Origin of the sequence: Streptomyces corallincola, from assembly GCF_019104725.1 — a bacterium.
GTDB classification, from domain to species: domain Bacteria; phylum Actinomycetota; class Actinomycetes; order Streptomycetales; family Streptomycetaceae; genus Streptomyces; species Streptomyces corallincola.
Map to the genome: position 1 here is coordinate 41701 of NZ_JAHRXF010000016.1, position 18008 is coordinate 59708.

Annotated in this window: 14 protein-coding genes; 6 read left to right on the forward strand and 8 right to left on the reverse strand. The window is 73.3% G+C overall.

Annotated elements, in window-relative coordinates; genetic code table 11:
• Positions 1-3 precede the first annotated feature (3 nt).
• From KUM39_RS13200 to KUM39_RS13215, 4 genes are read right to left on the reverse strand one after another with little or no spacing between them, the layout of a single operon-like run.
• Complete coding sequence (locus KUM39_RS13200) at positions 4-783, reverse strand: CDP-alcohol phosphatidyltransferase family protein (protein ID WP_217785776.1); 780 nt, start codon at positions 781-783, stop codon at positions 4-6.
• Positions 761-1822 (reverse strand): iron-containing alcohol dehydrogenase family protein, encoded by a 1062-nt coding sequence (locus tag KUM39_RS13205; RefSeq protein WP_217785777.1) that lies wholly within the window; start codon positions 1820-1822, stop codon positions 761-763. The genes KUM39_RS13200 and KUM39_RS13205 overlap by 23 nt, the downstream gene beginning before the upstream one ends.
• Complete coding sequence (locus KUM39_RS13210; RefSeq protein ID WP_217785778.1) at positions 1810-2562, reverse strand: phosphocholine cytidylyltransferase family protein; 753 nt, start codon at positions 2560-2562, stop codon at positions 1810-1812. Before KUM39_RS13210 ends, KUM39_RS13205 begins: the two co-directional genes overlap by 13 nt.
• Positions 2559-4358 carry a DUF5941 domain-containing protein gene (locus tag KUM39_RS13215; protein ID WP_217785779.1) on the reverse strand — a complete coding sequence of 600 codons (1800 nt, stop codon included), beginning with the start codon at positions 4356-4358 and terminating at the stop codon, positions 2559-2561. The genes KUM39_RS13210 and KUM39_RS13215 overlap by 4 nt, the downstream gene beginning before the upstream one ends.
• A 280-nt stretch (positions 4359-4638) precedes the next feature.
• Between KUM39_RS13215 and galE the strand changes: the two genes are divergently transcribed.
• The 3 genes from galE to idi all read left to right on the forward strand — a co-directional run bounded on the left by galE (position 4639) and on the right by idi (position 7556).
• On the forward strand, positions 4639-5610 hold the full coding sequence (gene galE, locus KUM39_RS13220; RefSeq protein WP_217785780.1) for a UDP-glucose 4-epimerase GalE: 972 nt from the start codon (positions 4639-4641) through the stop codon (positions 5608-5610).
• 191 nt (positions 5611-5801) lie between these two features.
• The gene (locus KUM39_RS13225) at positions 5802-6743 is read left to right on the forward strand and encodes a cation diffusion facilitator family transporter (protein WP_217785781.1); all 942 of its coding nucleotides are present in this window, start codon (positions 5802-5804) and stop codon (positions 6741-6743) included.
• A 219-nt stretch (positions 6744-6962) separates the two neighbouring features.
• Complete coding sequence (gene idi / locus KUM39_RS13230; RefSeq protein ID WP_217785782.1) at positions 6963-7556, forward strand: isopentenyl-diphosphate Delta-isomerase; 594 nt, start codon at positions 6963-6965, stop codon at positions 7554-7556.
• A 19-nt stretch (positions 7557-7575) separates the two neighbouring features.
• Here idi and KUM39_RS13235 read toward each other — a convergent pair whose 3' ends face one another.
• Positions 7576-8073, reverse strand: coding sequence for an ATP-binding protein (locus KUM39_RS13235; RefSeq protein WP_217785831.1), 498 nt, complete (start codon positions 8071-8073; stop codon positions 7576-7578).
• 281 nt (positions 8074-8354) lie between these two features.
• Positions 8355-8942 (reverse strand): HdeD family acid-resistance protein, encoded by a 588-nt coding sequence (locus KUM39_RS13240; RefSeq protein WP_217785783.1) that lies wholly within the window; start codon positions 8940-8942, stop codon positions 8355-8357.
• 144 nt (positions 8943-9086) lie between these two features.
• Between KUM39_RS13240 and KUM39_RS13245 the strand changes: the two genes are divergently transcribed.
• Together KUM39_RS13245 and KUM39_RS13250 are read left to right on the forward strand one after the other, a co-directional pair.
• Positions 9087-9842 (forward strand): enoyl-CoA hydratase/isomerase family protein, encoded by a 756-nt coding sequence (locus tag KUM39_RS13245; protein ID WP_217785784.1) that lies wholly within the window; start codon positions 9087-9089, stop codon positions 9840-9842.
• A gap of 84 nt (positions 9843-9926) precedes the next feature.
• Positions 9927-12344, forward strand: a complete 2418-nt coding sequence (locus KUM39_RS13250; RefSeq protein ID WP_217785785.1) for a Tex family protein — start codon at positions 9927-9929, stop codon at positions 12342-12344.
• Between the two features lie 190 nt (positions 12345-12534).
• Here the strand turns inward: KUM39_RS13250 and KUM39_RS13255 are convergent, their stop codons facing one another.
• Together KUM39_RS13255 and KUM39_RS13260 are read right to left on the reverse strand one after the other, a co-directional pair.
• Positions 12535-14175: an ABC-F family ATP-binding cassette domain-containing protein gene (locus KUM39_RS13255; protein WP_217785786.1), complete on the reverse strand. Its 1641-nt coding sequence runs from the start codon at positions 14173-14175 to the stop codon at positions 12535-12537.
• A 149-nt stretch (positions 14176-14324) separates the two neighbouring features.
• The gene (locus KUM39_RS13260; protein ID WP_217785787.1) at positions 14325-16280 is read right to left on the reverse strand and encodes a Xaa-Pro dipeptidyl-peptidase; all 1956 of its coding nucleotides are present in this window, start codon (positions 16278-16280) and stop codon (positions 14325-14327) included.
• A 171-nt stretch (positions 16281-16451) separates the two neighbouring features.
• On the opposite strand from KUM39_RS13260, the gene KUM39_RS13265 reads away from it, so the two are divergent.
• The gene (locus KUM39_RS13265; protein WP_217785788.1) at positions 16452-17948 is read left to right on the forward strand and encodes a M1 family metallopeptidase; all 1497 of its coding nucleotides are present in this window, start codon (positions 16452-16454) and stop codon (positions 17946-17948) included.
• The last annotated feature ends 60 nt before the right edge of the window (positions 17949-18008 follow it).

Here is an 18008-nt window from a genome sequence, read left to right on the forward strand (position 1 = left end):
CGCTCACCTCAGCCTGCTGGACGCGAGGATGGACACCAGGTGCAGCAGGGTCTGCAGCAGGGCGATCCCGGCGAGGACGGCGGTGCCGAGCCGGGTGAAGAACAGGTCGCCGCGGATCTGGTCGATGACCGCGAGGACCAGGATCAGCAGGGCGGCCTCGATGCCGAGGATCAGCCGGTGGAACTTGAGCGCGGCGGCGGCCCGGCGGGCCAGCGCCATGCCGGAGGAGCGGGGCTCGGCGGCGGACTCCTGGACGACGGCGAGCCCGGCCTGGTGGCGGGCGACACCGACGAGGTCGGTCTCGGCCTTGATCAGGATCGCGCCGAGCGCGGCCAGGGTGCCGAGGAACGCCCACAGCCAGTCGATACGGCCGCTGCCCCACAGGTCGGCGGCGCGCAGGCCGAGGCCGACCAGGACGGCCGCGTCGGTGAGGTAGGCGCCGACCCGGTCCAGGTAGACCCCGCCCAGCGAGTACTGCTTCTTCCAGCGGGCGACCTCGCCGTCCACGCAGTCCAGCAGCAGGTAGAGCTGGGTGGCGAGGACGCCGAGCACGGCGCCGGTGATGCCGGGCACCAGCAGCGCCGGTGCGGCGAGCACACCGCAGACGGTCATCAGGTACGTGAGCTGGTTGGGCGTGACCCTGGTGTTCACCAGGTAGCGGTCGATGCGGAGGGACACCTCGCGCATGTAGAGGCGTCCCGCCCAGTGCTCACCGCTGCGCCGGTCCTTCACCCCGGCGGGGTGCACGACCGGGCGGAGTTCAGCTACCGATGGCCTTGACATAGTCGGCGTAGATGTCCTTGATCTGGGTCGTCGTGAGGGCGAGGTGTTCGAGGATCGTGTAGCGGCCCGGCCGGGTCTCCGGGGCGAACTCCACGGCGCGGACGAACTCGTCCACGTCGAAGCCGATCTCCTCCGGCAGCACCGGGAGGCCGTGACGGCGCAGCACACCGGCGATCTCGGCGGCCTCCTCGTGCGCCCCGCGCAGGTACATGGCGAACGCGGCGCCGATCCCGCACTGTTCGCCGTGGGCGGCGGCGCGCTTGGGGAACAGCAGGTCGAAGGCGTGGTTGATCTCGTGGCAGGCGCCCGAGGAGGGGCGGGAGTCGCCGGAGACCGACATGGAGATGCCGGTGAGCACCAGGGACTCGGCGAGCACCTGGAGGAACCCGTCGTCGCCGATCCCGCCGGGGTGGCGCAGTACGGCCTCGCCCGCCTGCCGGGCCATCGCGGCGGCCAGGCCGTCCACCTTCTCGCCGTTGACCCGGTTGGCCAGCTCCCAGTCCGCGACGGCGGAGATGTTGGAGATGACGTCACCGATGCCGGAGCGCACGAAGCGGACCGGGGCCTCCCGGATCACGTTGAGGTCGATGACCACGGCGATCGGGTTGGGCACGCCGTACGAGCCGCGGCCCGCGTCGTTGTCCAGGGTGGCGACCGGGGAGCACAGGCCGTCGTGCGCCAGGTTGGTGGCGACGGCGACGAGCGGCAGCCCGATCCGGGCGGCGGCGAACTTGGCGCAGTCGATGATCTTGCCGCCGCCGAGGCCGACGACCGCGTCGTAGTGGCCGGACTTCATCTCGTCCGCCAGCCGCACGGCGTCGTCCAGGGTGCCGCCGCCGACCTCGAACCACGAGGCGCCGGGCAGCGAGGGCGCGATGCGCTCGCGGATACGGGCGCCGGAGCCGCCGCTGACGGCTATGGCGAGCCGCCCGGCGTGCGAGATCCGCTCGTCCGCGAGGACCGCGGCCAGGTCGTCGAGGGCACCCGCGCGGATGTCCACGACGAGCGGCGAGGGGATGAGCCGCGTCAGTACTGGCACGCGATCTCCCGGCCCCGTGCGAGGTCGTCGTGGTTGTCGATCTCGACCCAGCTGATGTCGCCGATCGGCTCGACGTCGATGGTGAAGCCGCGGTTGACCAGCTCCTGGTAGCCGTCCTCGTAGTACAGCTGCGGGTCGCGCTCGAAGGTGGTGCGCAGCGCGTCGGCCAGCTCCTCGGCGGCGTCGCCCTCGATCAGCGTCACACCGATGTACTCGCCGGTGGCCTCGGCGGGGTCCATCAGCTTGGTGATGCGGCGCACGCCCTTGCCGGGCTCGACGACGACCTTCATCTCCTCGTCGGCGAGGGACTTGACGGTGTCCAGGGCGAGGATGATCCGCTTGCCGTCGCCGCGGGCGGCGAGCAGCGTCTTCTCGACGGAGACGGGGTGCACGGTGTCGCCGTTGGCGAGGATCACCCCGTCCTTGAGGGCGTCACGGCCGCACCACAGGGAGTAGGCGTTGTTCCACTCCTCGGCCTTGTCGTTGTCGATGAGGGTCAGCTTCAGCCCGTACTTGGCCTCCAGCGCCTCCTTGCGGGCGTAGACGGCCTCCTTGCGGTATCCGACGATGATCCCGACCTCGGTGAGACCGACCTCCGCGAAGTTGCCCAGGGTGAGGTCGAGGACGGTCAGCGACTCCTCGTCGCCCTCGGGGCCCACCGGCACCAGGGCCTTGGGGAGGGTGTCGGTGTAGGGGCGCAGACGCCGTCCGGCGCCGGCCGCCAGAACGAGGCCGATCATGCGGGTTCTCCTTCGTCGTGTACGGCGGGCGCCCCGGAGGACGCCCAGAAGCGGATGCTCTCGGCGAGCACCACGAGGGCGACGGCCACGGCGAGAACCGTGAGCGCGGCCTTGAACTGCGGGGCGGTGAGCACGGCGGCCAGGACGGCGACGAGCAGCGTGCGCCCCTCCTGCCCCCCGACGGCACGCACCAGCCAGGCGGGGGGAGAACCGGCGCCGGTGCGGATGCGGTAGACCGTGTCGTAGTGATGGTAGGCGACGGCGGCCACCAGCCCGAAAGCCGCCGGAAGCGCCCCGTTCACCTCCGCTTTGCCCGCCAGCGCCAGGACGGTGCCGTATTCGGCGGCCCGGAACAGCGGCGGGACCAGCCAGTCGAGGGCGCCCTTGAGGGGGCGGGCGACGGCGAGCGCGGAGGTGAGGACGTAGAGGGCGGCGCCCGCGACCGGGAGCCAGCCGCCGAAGCGGGTGAGGGCGGCGCAGGCGACGACGGCGGCGCCGCCGAGCAGGGCGACGGCGGGGACGGCGAGGCCGGGCAGGCCCCGGCGCGCGAGGCGGCCGAGGAGGTGCGCGAGCGGGCCGGAGTCGGTGAGGTCGGCCAGCGCCCCGGCGGCGCGGTCGGTGCGCACCGCGCGCCGGGTCACCGAGCGCAGCACCCGGCCCGCCGTGGTGTAGCAGGCGGCGAAGGCGCAGCCGATCAGCAGCACGACGAGGGTGATACGGGGGGTGGTGACGGCGGTGAGCACGGCGATCATCGCCCAGCGCTCCCCGATGGGCAGCACGATCATCCGGCGCAGCCAGACCGTCCAGCCGAGGCCGTCGAGCCGGTCGGAGAGGGCGGCGGTGGGGCTGGTGTTGGCGGTGGCGTCGTGGTTGGCCTCGTTGAAGGAGAAGTCCACGACGTGCCGACAGGTCTGGAGGACCATCGCGCCGAGCGCGAGCGCCCACACGTCGTCCCCGCCGCGGGCCGCGCCGAGCGCGAGGCCCGCGTAGTAGGCGTACTCCTTGGCCCGGTCGAAGGTGGCGTCCAGCCAGGCGCCGAGCGTGGAGTACTTCAGCGCGTAGCGGGCGAGCTGGCCGTCGGTGCAGTCGAGCACGAACGAGGCGAGCAGCAGCACCCCGGCCGCGACGAACCCGGCGCGGGTGCCGGTGGCCGCGCAGCCGGCCGCGATCAGCGCGGTGATCAGCGAGGCGGTGGTGACCTGGTTCGGGGTGAGGCCCCGGCGGGCGCACCAGCGGGCCAGGTGGCGGGAGTACGGGCTGATGCAGAATGTGGTGAAGAAGCCGTCGCGGGCCTTGACCGCCGACTTCAGCCGGACCGCCTCGTCGTCCACGGCGGCGACCGACTGCCGGGCCTCGTTGCGGGCCTGCGGGTCGGCGGGGACGGCGGCCACCAGGGTGCCCAGCTCGGGGCGGTGCACCTCGTCGCCGTCGGCGCCGAGCGCGGTGACCACGCGGTCCGCGAGGCTGTCCACGGCGAGGGCGGTGCCGCCTCCGGCGGAGGTCTCGCGGGCCAGGGCGCGGGTGAGGGCCTGCCGGGCGGCGGGCTGCGCGGTGACGGCGCCGGGTACGGCGGCGAGCGGGTACCGGGGGTCGGTGAGCGCGAGGCGCAGCGCGTGCCGGTGGCCGACGAACCGGGCGTCCACCAGGGCCACCCGCCGGTCGGCCGGTACGGCGGCGATCAGCGTCTCCGCCTCGGGGGTGTCACCGGCCGCCCGTACGTCGAAGCCGAGGGACCGCAGGTCGGCCTCCAGCGTCGATCCGGGCACCGGCTGACCGGTGACGATGGCGGTCGGCAACCGAACTCATCTCCCTGGGTGCCGGCGCGCGGGGCACCGGTCTGTCATGTGCGGGGTGCCCTGGGCGCGGCACCTCGGGGCGGCATGTCGGCAGAGGCTATCGGATGGGTCCGAGACCCTGTTCACCGGCCGTTCACGGCCCGGTCCACGGCAGCCGACCGGGCCTTTGCCGCGATCATCATGGGCGATCCGGGGCCCCCGGACAAACTTCCGGACGCAACTCCGGGCATCCCACGTCAACCCGGACAGCCGGGCCGTCACCGGCATAGGGTGGGCGACCATGACGTGGCTGATCACCGGCGGAGCCGGATACATCGGGGCGCATGTGGCGCGGGCCTTGGCGGATGCCGGGGAGAGTGTCGTGGCGCTGGACGACCTGTCGGGCGCGGTGCCGGAGCGGCTGCCCGCCGGGATGCCCCTGGTCCAGGGCTCCACGCTCGACGGGGACCTGCTGAAGCGGGTGCTCACCGAGCACGGAGTGACGGGTGTGGTGCATCTCGCGGCGCGCAAGCAGGTCGGGGAGTCGGTCGCGGAGCCCGTCCGCTACTACCGGGAGAATCTGGGCGGCCTGGCCACCCTGCTGGACGCGGTCGCGGCGACGGGCGTCCGCCGACTGGTCTTCTCCTCCTCGGCCGCGGTGTACGGCAACCCGGACGTGGACCTGATCACCGAGGACACCCCGTGCGCGCCGGTGAACCCGTACGGCGAGACCAAGCTGGCCGGTGAGTGGCTGGTCCGGGCGGCGGGCCGGGCGCACGGGATCTCCACCACGTGTCTGCGGTACTTCAACGTGGCGGGCGCGGCGGCGCCGGAGCTGGCGGACACCGGGGTGTCCAACATCGTGCCGATGGTCTTCGACCGGCTGGAGCGGGGCGAGGCGCCCCGGATCTTCGGCGACGACTACCCGACCCGGGACGGCACCGCGGTCCGGGACTACATCCATGTCGCGGATCTCGCCGAGGCGCATGTCGCGGCGGCCCGGCGGCTGGCGGACGCGGAGCCGGGCGAGGACCTGACGCTGAACATCGGCCGGGGCGAGGGCGTCTCGGTGCGCGAGCTGATCACGGCGATCCAGGAGATCACCGGCGAGCGGCGGCCCGCCGTGGTCGAGCCGCGCCGCCCGGGCGACGCGCCCCGCGCGGTCGCCTCCGCCGAACTGGCCGCGAAGACCCTCGGCTGGCGTGCCGGGCGCGGGGTCGAGGAGATGGTGGAGTCCGCCTGGGCCGGTCGGCGGCAGCACCGGGCACGCTGAGCGGGAGCCGCCGCGGACACCCCGGACGGCGGAGCGCGGCCCGCCGCCCGGACCACCGGTGAGCGCCCTGACCTGGGGATCGTTTCCGCAGGTCAGGGCATATGACAACGGTGTTCAGCACCACGTTGCCCGATACCCCCCGCCCGTAGTTCACTGGGTGGCCCGGCGTGACACGGAGAGGCGGTCCACTCATGGGGGCAGGGCACGACCACGGGCACACGCACACCCACGCACCGCCCACCGGGACGGCCGCCGCGGCCTACCGGGGGCGGCTGCGCGCGGCCCTGTGCATCACCCTGATCGTCCTGGTGGTGGAGGTCGTCGGCGGGCTGCTGGCCGACTCGCTCGCCCTGATCGCGGACGCCGCCCACATGGCGACCGACGCCGTGGGCCTGGTCATGGCGCTGCTCGCCATCCATGCCGCCAACCGCCCGGCGAGCACCAACCGCACCTTCGGGCTGGCCCGCGCCGAGATCCTGGCCGCCCTCGCCAACTGCGTGCTGCTGCTGGGCGTCGGCGGCTATGTGCTGGTCGAGGCGGTGCAGCGGTTCATGACGCCCGCCGACACGCACGGCGGGCTGATGGTGCTGTTCGGCGCGATCGGCCTCGTCGCCAACTCGGTCTCGCTGACCCTGCTGATGCGGGGGCAGAAGGAGAGCCTGAACGTGCGCGGCGCCTTCCTGGAGGTGGCGGCGGACGCGCTGGGCTCGGTGGCGGTGCTGGTCTCGGCGGCCGTGATCCTCACCACCGGCTGGCAGGCCGCGGACCCCGTCGCCTCGCTGGTCATCGGTCTGATGATCGTGCCGCGCACGGTGAAGCTGCTCCGCGAGACGCTGGACGTGCTGCTGGAGGCGGCGCCCAAGGGCGTGGACATGGCGGAGGTGCGGGCGCACATCCTCGCCCTGGACGGCGTGGAGGACGTGCACGACCTGCACGCCTGGACGATCACCTCGGGCATGCCGGTGCTCTCCGCGCACGTGGTCGTCAGTTCCGAGCAGCTCAGCGCGATCGGCCACGAGAAGATGCTGCACGAGCTCCAGGGCTGCATCGGCGACCACTTCGACGTGGAGCACTGCACCTTCCAGCTGGAACCGGGCGGTCACGCGGAGCACGAGGTACGGCTGTGCCACTGAACGGGGCCTGTGGCCACCTCCGCACCCCGTCCACACCCCGCTGACCCCCGGCACATCCGTTCGACGGCCCGGAGCGGTTCCGCCCGGAGCGGGCCGGGCACGATGATCTACCGGGTCCCCTGCCGGTGCGGCCCCGCGCGGGCGACATGCCGGGAAGTTCCGGGAGCACCGGCCCGGTACGGCAGACTGGGGACGCGAAGACCGAGGCGAAGGATGGGTATGCCGATCACACCTGCCAGCGAGACGCACAGTTCGTCGAACGGCACCACTGAGGCGATTCTGCTGGAACTGGTCGATGAGAAGGGCGTCACCATCGGCACCGCGGAGAAGCTCTCCGCCCATCGGGCACCGGGGCAGTTGCACCGGGCGTTCTCGGTGTTCCTCTTCGACGAGCAGGGCAGGCTGCTGCTCCAGCAGCGGGCGCTCGGCAAGTACCACTCCCCCGGTGTGTGGTCCAACACCTGCTGCGGCCACCCGTACCCCGGTGAGGCGCCGTTCGCGGCGGCGGCCCGGCGGACCTTCGAGGAGCTGGGGGTCTCGCCGTCGCTGATGGCCGAGGCGGGCACGGTGCGCTACAACCACCCGGACCCGGCGTCGGGGCTGGTGGAGCAGGAGTTCAACCATCTGTTCGTCGGGATGGTGCAGGCGCCGCTCGCCGCCGACCCGGAGGAGGTCGGCGCCACCGCGTTCGTGACGGCGGCGGAGCTGGCGGAGCGGCACGCGCGGGACCCGTTCTCGGCGTGGTTCATGACCGTGCTGGACGCGGCGCGCCCGGCGGTCCGGGAGCTGACGGGCCCCTCGGCGGGCTGGTAGCCGCCCCGGAGCGTCCGGCTCAGAGCGCGGGGTACGGCGGCTTGAGCGGGAGCGCCGCCCAGATCACCTTGCCGCCGCTCGCGGTGTGCTCGACGTCCACCGCCCCGCCCGCCTCGCGCGCGATCTCCCGGACCAGCAGCAGGCCCCGGCCGCCGGTCCGGCCGTGGTCGGCCTCCAGGGCGGTGGGGCGGTAGGGGTGGTTGTCCTCCACCGACACCCGCACCCACTCCGCGCCGACGGCCACCTCCACGGCGAGCACCGGCGACAGCAGCGCCGCGTGCCGTACCGCGTTCGTGACCAGTTCGGACACGATCAGCAGCAGTCCGTGCACCAGGTCGTCGGAGACGGGCACGCCCTGGCGCAGCAGCAGGTCCCGGACGGCGCGCCGGGCCTGCGGGACCGAGGCGTCCTCGGCCGGCGCGGTGAAGCGCCACACCCCCTCGTACGGCAGGGGGGCCGCCGGTTGCCCGACCGCACCCGGCGGACGCGGTCCGCTCTCGCCCCCGTGGTCGTCCATCGTCCGGTCGCCGCCCTCGCGCTCGATTGTCACCACATGTCGAATGGTGGCAACGACGCGCTCCGTACCCGATGACTGAACAGAAGTCAGCGACTATCGAGCATTTCCGACCGTTCGCGCACGGCATGGTCGGCCGCACGACCGTTCCTGTCCTCCGGGCGCCGGTTCCCGAACTCTTCGGGTTGTACGGCTCCGGTTCCCGACCGGCTTCGCGCGCGGGACGGCGCGCGGGACGGCGTACGCCTCCGGTGTGCGCCCCGGGTGCTCAGGCGGCCGGGTGCTCAGGCGGCCGGGTGCTCGGGTTCGGTGACCATGCCGACGACGCGGCGGCCGCCGTAGCCGGAGGCGATCAGGCCGAGGCCGTCGAAGAGCAGGGCGAGCGAGAAGAAGCAGCCGATCACATACTGGCTGCTGCTCGGCCAGGCGCCGAGGACCAGGATGCCCAGCAGCAGGTCGAACGCGCCGAGCAGCAGGGTCCAGCCGAACTGGGGGCCGCGCACCACCAGGCTGCCGACCAGCCGGAACAGTCCGGCGGACAGGAACAGCAGGGCCGCGAACATGGTGAGCGCGGCGGCGGCCGCGTGCGGCATCCGGATGACGACGATCCCGGCCGCGATGTTCAGGGCGGCGACGATGACACCGAGCCAGAAGAAGCTGGTGCCGCGTGCCTGGACGGCGTGCAGCAGGCCGACCGCGCCGCCGATGAGCAGCAGCCAGCCGAACAGCAGCATGGAGGTCAGCGTGGCCACGCCGGTGTAGACGAGGCCGACCACCCCGGCGAGCACGAGCAGCACCCCGAGCACCGCGAGCCAGCCGAAGTCGCGGCGCACGGCCGCCGCCCTTCCCTTGGACCTGCCGGACCTGGCCATCGCCGCCTCCTCGTTCGCCCCGCCGCTCTGCGCGTCCGTCCGGGGCCCCGCCGGGTTCCGGCCCCTGTCTCCGTGTCCCCGGCCCTGCCCTCCGGCATGCCTCGGTCCACCGGCCCGGCCCACACCGGGGCTACGATCCGGCGCATGGATGCCGCTCTCTCGCACACGGTCACGGACGCGGTCGCCACGGTCGTCGTCCGCCATCCGGCCAAGCGCAACGCCATGACGGCCGCGATGTGGCGCTCGCTGCCACCGCTGCTGGAGAAGCTCGCGGCCGATCCGGCGGTGCGGGTGCTGGTGCTCACCGGGGAGGGCGGGACGTTCTGCGCGGGCGCCGACATCTCCACGCTGCGCGGGTCACCGGCCGAGGCGCAGGAGCTGTCGGTGGCCGCCGAGGAGGCGCTGGCCGCGTTCCCGAAGCCGACGGTCGCGGCCGTGCGCGGGCACTGTGTGGGCGGGGGCGCGCAGCTCGCCGCCGCGTGCGATCTGCGGCTCGCGGAGGAGGGCGCGCTGTTCGGGGTGACCCCGGCGAAGCTCGGGATCGTCTATCCGGCGTCCGCGACCCGGCGTCTGGTCGCGCTGGTGGGTCCGGCGACCGCGAAGTACCTGCTGTTCACCGGGGAGCTGATCGGCACCGGGCGGGCGCTGCGCAGCGGGCTGGTGGACGAGGTGCTGCCCGTGGGCTCGCTGGACGCGCGGGTCGCGGAGCTGGCCGCCGTGCTCGCCGCCCGCTCCCAGCTCACCCAGGCCGCCGCGAAGGAGTTCGTGCACGGCCGTACCGACCGGGACGCCCACTGGCGCGAGCAGGCGCGTACGGCGGGGGACGCGGCGGAGGGGGTGGCCGCGTTCCTGGAGCGCAGGCCGCCGCGTTTCACGTGGACGGTGCCCGGCCGGACGTGAGTCCACCGGGCGCCCTGCTCCCTGCGGCCGGTGCCACCTGCCACAATTGCCGCGCAACCTCAGTGGAGAAGGCGGTACGGGAACGTGACCACACCCCGCACAGGGTCCATCGAAGGCAGGATCGCCGAGGAGCTCGGCGTACGGGAGCGGCAGGTGAGAGCCGCGGTCGAGCTGCTGGACGGCGGTTCGACGGTGCCGTTCATCGCCCGCTACCGCAAGGAAGCGACCGAGATGCTCGACGACGCGCAGCTCCGCACGCTGGAGGAGCGGCTGCGCTATCTGCGCGAGCTGGAGGACCGGCGGACCGCGATCCTGGACTCGGTGCGCGAGCAGGGCAAGCTCACCCCGGAGCTGGAGGAGCGCGTCCTCGGCGCGGAGACCAAGGCGCGCCTGGAGGACATCTACCTGCCGTTCAAGCCGAAGCGGCGCACCAAGGCACAGATCGCCCGCGAGGCGGGCCTCGAGCCACTGGCCGAGGGGCTGCTCGGGGACCCGTCGGTGGAACCGGCCACCGCCGCCGCCGCGTTCGTGGACGCGGACAGGGGCGTCGCGGACGCGCAGGCCGCGCTGGACGGCGCGCGGGCGATCCTGACCGAGCGGTTCGCGGAGGACGCCGACCTGATCGGTGAGGTCCGCGAGCGGATGTGGACGCGCGGGCGGCTGGCCGCGAAGGTGCGCGAGGGCAAGGAGGAGGCGGGCGCGAAGTTCGCCGACTACTTCGACTTCACCGAGCCGTTCACGGCGCTGCCCTCGCACCGGGTGCTGGCGATGCTGCGCGGCGAGAAGGAGGACGTGCTCGATCTCGTCCTGGAGCCGGAGGAGCCGACCGAGGGCCCGTCGTCGTACGAGGGGATCATCGCGGACCGGTTCGGGATCGCGGACCGGGGGCGGCCGGGCGACAAGTGGCTGCGGGACACGGTGCGTTGGGCGTGGCGGACGCGGGTGCTGGTGCATCTCGGGATCGATCTGCGGCTGCGGCTGCGGACGGCCGCCGAGGACGGCGCGGTGGACGTGTTCGCCGCGAACCTGCGCGATCTGCTGCTGGCGGCGCCCGCCGGGACGCGGGCGACGCTGGGCCTGGACCCCGGCTTCCGTACCGGGGTGAAGGTCGCCGTGGTGGACGCCACCGGCAAGGTGGTCGCCACGGATGTCATCCACCCGCACGTCCCGGCCAACAAGTGGGACCGGGCGATCGCCACGCTGGCCGCGCTGTCCCGCGCGCACGATGTGGACCTCGTCGCCATCGGTAACGGCACCGCCTCCCGCGAGACGGACAAGCTGGCCGCCGAACTGATCGCCAAGCACCCCGAGTTGAACCTCACGAAGGTGATGGTGTCCGAGGCGGGCGCGTCGGTGTACTCGGCGTCGGAGTACGCCTCGCGTGAACTGCCGGACATGGACGTGTCGTTGCGCGGCGCGGTGTCCATCGCGCGGCGCCTCCAGGACCCGCTGGCGGAGCTGGTGAAGATCGACCCGAAGTCGATCGGGGTCGGGCAGTACCAGCACGACCTGTCCGAGGTGAAGCTGTCCCGCTCGCTCGACGCGGTCGTGGAGGACTGTGTGAACGGCGTCGGTGTGGACGTCAACACCGCGTCCGTGCCGCTGCTTTCGCGGGTGTCGGGGATCTCGGCGGGGCTCGCGGAGAACATCGTGGCGCACCGGGACGCGAACGGGCCGTTCTCCTCGCGGTCGGAGCTGAAGAAGGTGGCGCGGCTCGGCCCGAAGGCGTTCGAGCAGTGCGCGGGCTTCCTGCGCATCCGGGGCGGCAGCGACCCGTTGGACTCCTCCAGCGTGCACCCGGAGGCGTATCCGGTGGTGCGGCGGATGGTGAAGACCACCGGTGAGGAGGTGGCGTCCCTGGTCGGCAACACGGGGGTGCTGCGCTCGCTGCGTCCGGCGGACTTCGTGGACGACACGTTCGGTCTGCCGACGGTCTCCGACATCCTCAAGGAGCTGGAGAAGCCGGGCCGCGACCCGCGTCCGGCGTTCCGGACCGCGACCTTCAGGGAGGGCGTGGAGAAGCTCTCCGACCTGTCCTCCGGGATGGTGCTGGAGGGTGTGGTGACGAACGTGGCCGCGTTCGGCGCGTTCGTGGACATCGGCGTCCACCAGGACGGCCTGGTCCATGTGTCCGCCATGTCGAAGAACTTCGTCAAGGACCCGCGTGACGTGGTCAAGCCGGGTGACATCGTCAAGGTGAAGGTGCTCGACGTGGACATCCCGCGCAAGCGGGTCTCCCTGACGCTGCGCCTGGACGACGAGGCGGTCCCCCAGGGCGAGGACGCCGCCCCCCGCCGCCAGCAGCGCGGCGGCGACGCCAACCGCCCGCCGCAGCAGCGCCGTCCGCAGGGCGGTGGCGGTGGCGGCAACCGCGACCGCGACCGCGCCAAGTCCCGCACCAGCGGCGGCGATCGCGGCGGCTCCCGGCAGGCCCCGGCCCCGTCGAACAGCGCGATGACGGACGCGCTGCGCCGGGCGGGTCTGCTGAAGCCGGACAACTGACGCCCGCCGGAGACGCGTCGCGGAGGGCGGTTCCCCATTCCGGGGGGCCGCCCTCCGGCGTCACCGGGTTCCGGTCGGCGGACCGGGCGCGCTGCCCGTCCGGCGCCGCAACTGCTCCCGGAGAGCGGGGCCGAGCACCTCGCCGCGCGTCAACTCACCTATCTGGGTGGGGAGTTCGCCGGTGCGCGGCTCAGTGCTCCGTCACCTTTCCGTCCTGCACCTCCAGCCGCCGGGTCACATGGACGGCGTCCAGCATGCGGCGGTCGTGGGTGACGAGGAGGAGGGTGCCCTCGTAGGAGTCGAGGGCGGATTCCAGCTGTTCGATGGCGGGAAGGTCGAGGTGGTTCGTCGGCTCGTCGAGGACGAGGAGGTTGACGCCCCGGCCCTGGAGGAGAGCGAGGGCGGCCCGGGTGCGTTCGCCCGGGGAGAGGGTGGCGGCGGGGCGCAGGACGTGGTCGGACTTGAGCCCGAACTTGGCGAGCAGGGTGCGGACTTCGGCCGGTTCGGTGTCGGGCACGGCCGCGCGGAACGCGTCCAGCAGGGACTCGCCGCCGTGGAACAGCGCGCGGGCCTGGTCCACCTCGCCGACCAGGACACCGGAGCCCAGCGTGGCGTGTCCCGCGTCCGGTGCGACCCGGCCGAGGAGGGCCGCGAGCAGCGTGGACTTGCCCGCGCCGTTCGCGCCGGTGACCGCGACCCGGTCCGCCCAGTCGATGCGCAGGGAGACCGGTCCGAGGGTGAAGTCGCCGCGCCGTACCTCGACGTCGCGCAGGGAGGCGACGACCGCGCCGGAGCGCGGGGCGGCGGCGATCTCCATGCGGAGCTCCCACTCCTTGCGGGGCTCCTCGACCACGTCCAGCCGCTCGATCATCCGCTGGGTCTGCCGCGCCTTGGCCGCCTGCTTCTCGCTGGCCTCGCTGCGGAACTTGCGGCCGATCTTGTCGTTGTCATTCCCGGCCTTGCGGCGGGCGTTCTTCACGCCCTTGTCCATCCAGGAGCGCTGCGTCTGCGCCCGGTCCTGGAGGGCGGCGCGCTTGTCGGCGTACTCCTCGTACTCGTCTCGGGCGTGCCGCCGGGCCACGTCCCGTTCCTCCAGGTACGACGCGTAGCCGCCGCCGTAGAGGTTGATCTGCCCCTGGGCGAGGTCGAGTTCGAGGACCTTGGTGACGGTGCGGGTGAGGAACTCGCGGTCGTGGCTGACGACGACCGTACCGGCGCGCAGGCCGGTGACGAAGCGCTCCAGGCGTTCCAGGCCGTCGAGGTCCAGGTCGTTGGTGGGCTCGTCCAGCAGGAACACGTCGTAGCGGGAGAGCAGCAGGGAGGCGAGGCCGGCGCGGGCCGCCTGGCCGCCGGAGAGGGAGGTCATCGGCTGGTCCAGGCCGACGGCGAGGCCGAGGGTGTCCGCGACCTCCTCGGCGCGTTCCTCCAGGTCGGCGCCGCCCAGGTCGAGCCAGCGCTCCAGGCTCGCCGCGTACGCGTCGTCGGCGCCGGGCGCGCCGTCCACCAGCGCCTGGGTGGCCGCGTCCATGACCCGCTGCGCCTCGGCGACGCCGGTGCGGCGGGCGAGGAAGGCGGCGACGCTCTCGCCCGGCCTGCGGTCCGGTTCCTGCGGGAGGTGGCCGACGGCGGCGGTCGGCGGGGAGAGCCGCAGCTCGCCCTGGTCGGGGGTCACGAGCCCGGCGAGCATCCGCAGCAGCGTGGACTTCCCCGCGCCGTTGGCACCGACCAGCCCGATCACGTCACCGGGCGCCACGACGAGGTCGAGCCCGGAGAAGAGGGGGCGGTCACCGTGCCCGGCGGAGAGATTCTTGGCGACGAGGGTGGCAGTCATCAGGGAGCCGATCCTAATGCGCGGCGGGGGCGGGACGGCGCGGGGCGGTACGGGGCCGGGATGCGGGGCGGCACGGGGCTGGGCGCGGGGCGGGGTGGTGCCGGGAGCCGGTGTCCCGGCCCCCCACCCCCCGGCTCGCGCCCCCTCAGCTACGGCACCCGCACCCCCGTCACGTCAGGCACCCGCAGCCCCGCCGTCCCGTGCGGCGCACGGACCGCGCCGCCCCGCCCCGTCACGGCCGCCCGGAACGCGTCCGCGCCGCCGACCAGCGGCAGGGTGGCCGTCGTGCGGGCCAGGTCCAGGGTGAGGGCGGGGCGGGTGGAGGCGGGGAGGATCAGACCCCGGTCGGTGCCCGCGACGATCAGGGCGAGGCGGTGGCCCTTGGGGACGACGTGGTCGCTCGTGGCCAGTTCGAGCGTCGTCGTGTACGCCCGGCCGGGGACGAGGGGTTCGCCGTGGGTGAGGGAGGCGTGGTGGCCGAGGTCGGCCCAGCCCCGGCTGAACACGGTACTGCCCACGTCGGCGGTCTTCGCCGCCGTCTCCAGGAAGCAGGCGCTGTCGGCGGGGGTGCTCGCGCCCCAGCAGGTGCGGTCGGTGAGGGTGGTGATGCCCTCGCCGTCGTCGGTGTAGTCGCGGATCGTGGCCGGGCCGAGGTCCACCAGGACGGCCGACAGCCGCGCGGAGGCCGTGCTCGGGGTGACGGTGACGCTCACCCGTGAGGAACCGGACAGGCGCAGGTCCCCGCCGAGCGGCGGGGTGAGGAACGCGGCCTTCTCCGGGGTGGGTTCGGCGGCGTGCGCGGCCCAGTCGCTCTCGCCGCGCGCGGGGTCGTCGGTGAACGTCGCGGTCCCGGTGGCCGGTCGCACGGCGAGGGTGCCGACGCCCGCCGTGCGGCCGGGGGCCGGGTGCAGGGTGGTGGCCGCCGTACCGGCCGGAGGCCAGACGGCGGAGGTGGCCCACCGGTCGGGGGCCCGCTCCACGTCGGCCATCGGCTCGCGGTCGATGCCGTTGTCGTAGCCGAGGAGTTCGTGGTCGAACCAGCGGTGCAGGGTGTCCACCCAGGCGCCGCGCCGGTAGTCGAAGGGGTCCACGTGCCCGGTCTGGGAGAGCCAGATCTTGCGGTGGACGCCGTTCCGGGCGAGGGCGTCCCACCACTGGCCGACGTTCTTGGCGCGGACGTTGAGGTCCTGCGTGCCGTGCACCAGGAACACGCTGGCCCGTACCTTCGCCGCGTCCTTGACGTAGTCCCGCTCGGTCCAGGTCGGGGTGAGGTCGCCGGTGCGCGGGGTGCCGTCGGTCAGCGCCTTGCGTACGGCGGTGCAGCGGGCGCGTGCGTCGGCGCTCTGCACGTAGTCGGAGAGCCGGTCGGGGCCGTCGTCGCGCATCTCCGCGCCCTGGGCGACGTAGTAGTCGTACCAGGCGGAGATCCCGCTGATCGGGACGATGGTGCGCAGGCCGCGCACGCCGGTGGCGGCGACGCCGTTGGCGATGGTGGCGTCCCAGCTCTTGCCGATCATGCCGGTGCGGCCGTCGCTCCAGTCGGCGCGGACGGTGGTCGTGCCGGTGCGGGAGGTGTAGGCGGTGGCGCGGCCGTTCAGCCAGTCGATGACGGCCTTGGCGGAGGTGATGTCGGAGGGGCCGCCGACGTCCACGCAGTCGTCGGAGCGGTTGGTTCCGGCCAGGTCCACGCCGACGACGGCGTAGCCGCGCGGGACGAAGAAGTTGTCGTAGAACAGGGGCAGTCGGGCGATGCGGCCCTGGTCGTCGTAGGTCTTGAGCTGGCTCTCGTTGCCGCGTCCGCAGCAGGAGTAGTACGGGCTGGCGTCCATGATCACCGGTACCCGGCGGCCCGCGCGGGCGGGTTCGGCGGGGCGGACGACGTCGGCGGCGACCCGGTCGGTGCGGCCGTCGCGGTCGAGGTCCAGGCCGGTGTCCACCCAGACCGACTCGCGCACGGCGTCGGCGTAGGAGTAGACGGGGCGGCTCTCGCGCGGGGCGGCCTGGGCGGCGGGGGCGAGGAGCCCGGCGAGCAGGGCCGCGACGGCTGCCGCGACGAACGCGGCGAGCCCGGCGGAACGCGTGCGCGTGGGGGTGCGTTTCGGCATGCGTGGGACGGTACCTCCGTCAACTCCCCTGCCGTAGGAGGACTTTCGGACGGGGCGTCATATGTCGGCCGAATGGCGATCGTGTGACGGCAGGTGCCGTGGACAGGTCGAGGGGGTGCTGTGCTGAATAGGCTCCGAACCGACCTCCTGCCCCCACGACTTGGAGCTGACGTGCACCGCAGAATCATCGCGCCGGGCGCACTGGCGGCGGCCTCCCTGCTGCTGGCGATCCCGGCGTCGGCCGCGAGCGGCACCCCCGGCGCGCCGGGCATCGGCGACCCCTACTACCCGGCCTACGGCAACGGCGGGTACGACGTCTCGCACTACGACCTCCGGCTCCAGTACCAGCCGACGACGGACGAGTTGCAGGGCACCGCCACCATCCTGGCGACCGCCACCCAGGACCTGTCCCGGTTCGACCTGGACTTCCTGCTGGACGTGAGCGAGGTCCGGGTCAACGGCGCGAAGGCGTCGTTCACCACGTCCGGCGAGCACGAACTGGTCGTCACCCCGAAGACCGTGCTCGCCAAGGGCACCCCGCTGACCGTGGTCGTCCGCTACAGCGGCGTCCCGTCCTCGAAGTCGGCGTACGGCTTCACCTCCTGGCACCGCACCCCGGACGGCGGCATCGGCGCCAACGAGCCCGAGTCGGCCTGGTGGTGGTTCCCGAGCAACGACCACCCGAGCGACAAGGCGACCTACGACGTGTCGGTGGCCGTGCCGGACGGCACCCAGGCGATCTCCAACGGGACGCTGGTGTCGAGCAGTTCGAAGCTCGGCTGGACCCGCTACAACTGGCGCCAGGACAAGCCGCAGGCGACCTACCTGGCCACCCTCGCGCTGGGCCGCTTCGACATCACCACCTCCGTCTCCGACGGCGGGGTCCCGGTGATCAACGCCTACAGCAAGGACCTGGGCGCCAACGACGGCGCGGCGCGGGCCAGCGTGGAGCGCACCGGCGAGATCGTGGACTGGCTGAGCGACTACTTCGGCCCGTACCCGTTCGGATCGGCGGGCGGTTACGTCCCGAACACCACTACCGGGTACGCGCTGGAGACGCAGACCCGCGTCTACTACAGCCCGCGCCAGTTCGCGGCCGGGTCCAACACCTCGGTGGTCGTGCACGAGCTGGCCCACCAGTGGTACGGCGACGACGTGTCCGTGAAGGACTGGAAGGACATCTGGATCAACGAGGGCTTCGCGCGGTACGCGCAGTGGCTGTGGTCCGAGCACGAGGGCGAGGGCACCGCGCGGCAGCTCGCGGACTTCACCTACGCGGCCCATCCGGCGGACGACGCGTTCTGGACGGTCGCGCCGGGTGACCCGGGCCCGGACAACCAGTTCGACATCGCCGTCTACGACCGGGGCGCCCTCGCCATCCAGGCGCTGCGCGAGAAGATCGGCGACCCGGCGTTCTTCCGGGTACTGAAGGGCTGGCCCGCCGAGCACGCCTACGGCAACGCCTCGGTGGCCGACTTCCGGACGTACGCGGAGCGGATCTCCGGCACGTCGCTCACCGCGCTGTTCGACACCTGGCTCTACCGGCCGACGAAGCCGTCCGCACCGGCCGCCCGTGCGGCGTCGATCGCGGCGCCCGGCGCGGCGGTCCCGGCCCGGCCGAAGTCGTGGAAGTCCATCCAGGCGACGAACGGCGTGCACGGACACTGAGCCGCCGGGGCGGCGCGGTGCCCCGCTCACGGGGCACCGCGCGGGCCGGGACGTGCGGCG